This is a genomic window from Acinetobacter sp. 1125_18A (assembly GCF_052824985.1).
In genome coordinates this window covers 1-2,859 of record NZ_VTDG01000034.1, presented here as the reverse complement: position 1 = coordinate 2,859, position 2,859 = coordinate 1, and the positions used below count along the sequence as shown (strand labels likewise).

Here is a 2,859-nt window from a genome sequence, read left to right as displayed (position 1 = left end):
ATCTGAATGTCAGGCCTCAAACCTAAGTGATTCCTTAAATTTAAACTACTCGGAAAAATATTAGCTTTAGAATCTTTCTGCAATAAAGCTTTCTACCTTCAAATAGCCCACATCCTTAGACTAATCATCATAAAAATAATTAAAATAAGAAATGTGAGCAAAATTCTAGCCTTAATTGAATTTAACCAATAATGATCTGCTCATTCTTGAGTAAGTCATCAAGTGTTAACGTAGGTTGACCTTTAATAACAAGAAGATTCGTTGGGCTATATGTATTTACAGTTGCTCCATCTCTATCAACTCGAACTACTGAATTGCCATTACCATCATTCACGACTGATATATAGCTTGTAAGGTTAGAGCGATCAGCTAATAAGCCGGCAAAGAAACCACTACCAAACTGAATTTTGTCCTGACTATCATAATCAATCCAAGTATCCTTACCATTCCCGCCAGTTGAGTCATTCGAACTAAGCACATTATAAATTAATGTGTCCGTGCCCAATCCTGTACTAAGCGTATCATTACCACGACCACCTTCGAGTAAATCATTTCCTAATCCACCCCTTAAGGTATCATCTCCATCACCACCATAAAGTTTATCGTCTCCAAGTCCGCCAGATAAGATATCTACACCTATGCCACCATCAAGGATATCGTTACCTGCACCACCGATAAGTGTATCGTTACCAGCGCCACCAAAAAGTGTATCATTTCCAGCATTACCTAAGAAATAATCGTTATTACTAGTTGCATTGATGGTGTCATTACCAGCACCACCGTCAACATATTGAGATAAAGGAGTTCCGCTGTTAAAGACATTATCTTCATTTGTTCCTTTTACAAAAAGATCATCAGAAGATTTATACAACAGACCAAGAGTACCAAATCCCATGTTTTGTTCAAAGATAGTCACTGGTATGATCTGGCTTGTCAGTTCTTCACTCCCATTACTTGTCTCTTTCGATATTCCTTCAACTATTAAGTTCATTGTACCCGTATAATTCTGAGGTGGAAGAATACTCAAATTCTTTAAATCCCAACCTTTCAGATCTAAAGTATCAAGATCTTGTTTAGCTGTAAAAAAGTGACTTCCGTCAGTTAATATCGAATCCTTTTTAATATTCTTTAACAATAAGCTTACTATAGTTTCAGATCCATCCTTATCAATCAACTCGGCTTTAATCTCGGCTAACTTAACAAGGTTATTTTTCATTCCCATATTCAAGCCATTCGCTGCAAAATGACCACCTGTACCATTTTGTTCTAAAGGTACAAATGAACCGAGATTATCAACCAATCCAAAAAGTTCTTCCGCACTACCATATAAATTATAGTTTTGTGCATTTAATGCTTTTGTAGTCCAACTATCACCTTCAACATTTCTTTCTACTACGTTTATTGTAAGCAATCCTGGACCAGTAAAATTGTGACCATATATACCTAATGTATAATAACCTGATTCTTTAGGAGTAAAGATGGTCGAGAAAGCTCCTCCATTAAGCCCTTTGTCTAGACCAAAAGCTTGGCTCGAAGACTTACCAATAGTAGCTATGATCTGTTGCCCACCAAGTTCAATATATATAGCATCATCGACTGTCCCACTAAAACTATATTGTTTACCCGCTTGCAGATAGATAAGACCAGTTAGAGATGTAGAATTCTTTTCTCCCATATTCACAGAACTTGGATTAACACGGTCTTGTGATGTTACAAAATCATTTGGTACTGGTTGTCCTGCCGCTATGGCAGCAGCTTTAGCAATGACCAAAGCATCGATTTTTTCTTTTAGCGTAATCACTTGAAACGAAGCTGAACCATTAGTATCGTCAAGACCTTTATATACTTTATGAACCAAACCAGTAGAAGCTGGAACTTCTAGTTGATTGTCCTGAGTCGATGAGTAGACAGGTTTAAGAATAAGGTTTTTATAATTCCATCCACTAACATTTACACTAGTATTTGTACTAGTTGCTGTAAATGTCTTGGTTCCATCAGTAATAATTGAACCTATTGGTATATCTTTAATTACATAATTACTTTGATTAACTAAGGTTCTAATTGCAAGGAGTTGATTTAAAGCATTATCCATCTCAGTATTTGCATCTGTACGCGAGTAGTAGCCTTCTTTGCCACCTTGCTCTGATGGTTTAAAAGTGCCTAAATCTTGTACGAGCCCTTTCAACTCCTCAGCACTGCTATATATTTTTTGAGAAAGATTATCAATTGGTTGATTTGACCATTTTGTATCCCCTAAATATCTTTCTAATAAATTAGCCGATAACATTCCGTCTGCTTGCCAATTTGAAGTGATCAAATCAAGCGTATAATAGCCAGATTTCGTTGGGGTGAATATACCTACTCTCGGAAAACTATCATCAGTCTCTGGACCAAAGTAATGATGGCCATTTTTCTGTGTGGAAAGAAGTGTTTTTCCACCGAGTGCTACATGTGCTCCATCATCAGCAAAACCATAAAAACTATATTCCTTTCCTGCTTCTAAGTAGATAAGACCATGAACATATAAAGTTTTTCCGCTAGCGATAGAAATCTCTTTATCTATAAGCGTATTACCTATATCTGTGATCAGCTTATCTTCAATACTAGTACTGGCAAGTATAGCTTGTTTGACTTTAGTCATTGCAGTATTATCGTTCGGAATATCCGTAGGATTGTTATACCAGGAAGCTATTAAACCTGTAGATTTGGGAATACCAGGTACTACAGGCTCACCCAAAATTGTTTGATCCTGACTCAATTTCACACCATCAGCAACAGCCTCGACATGTACAGCTGCAGTAGCCTCTACGGTATATCCATTTGAAACTACGTCGTATGTAATCTTTAAAGCGTCGGTCA

1 protein-coding gene is annotated in these 2,859 nt (G+C 36.8%); it reads right to left on the bottom strand.

Going from position 1 to position 2,859, the window contains the following annotated elements; all coding sequences use genetic code 11:
• Nucleotides 1-181: 181 nt before the first annotated feature.
• A partial coding sequence (locus tag FY049_RS22090; RefSeq protein ID WP_446084415.1) for a calcium-binding protein occupies nucleotides 182-2,859 on the bottom strand: 2,678 nt, incomplete at its 5' end.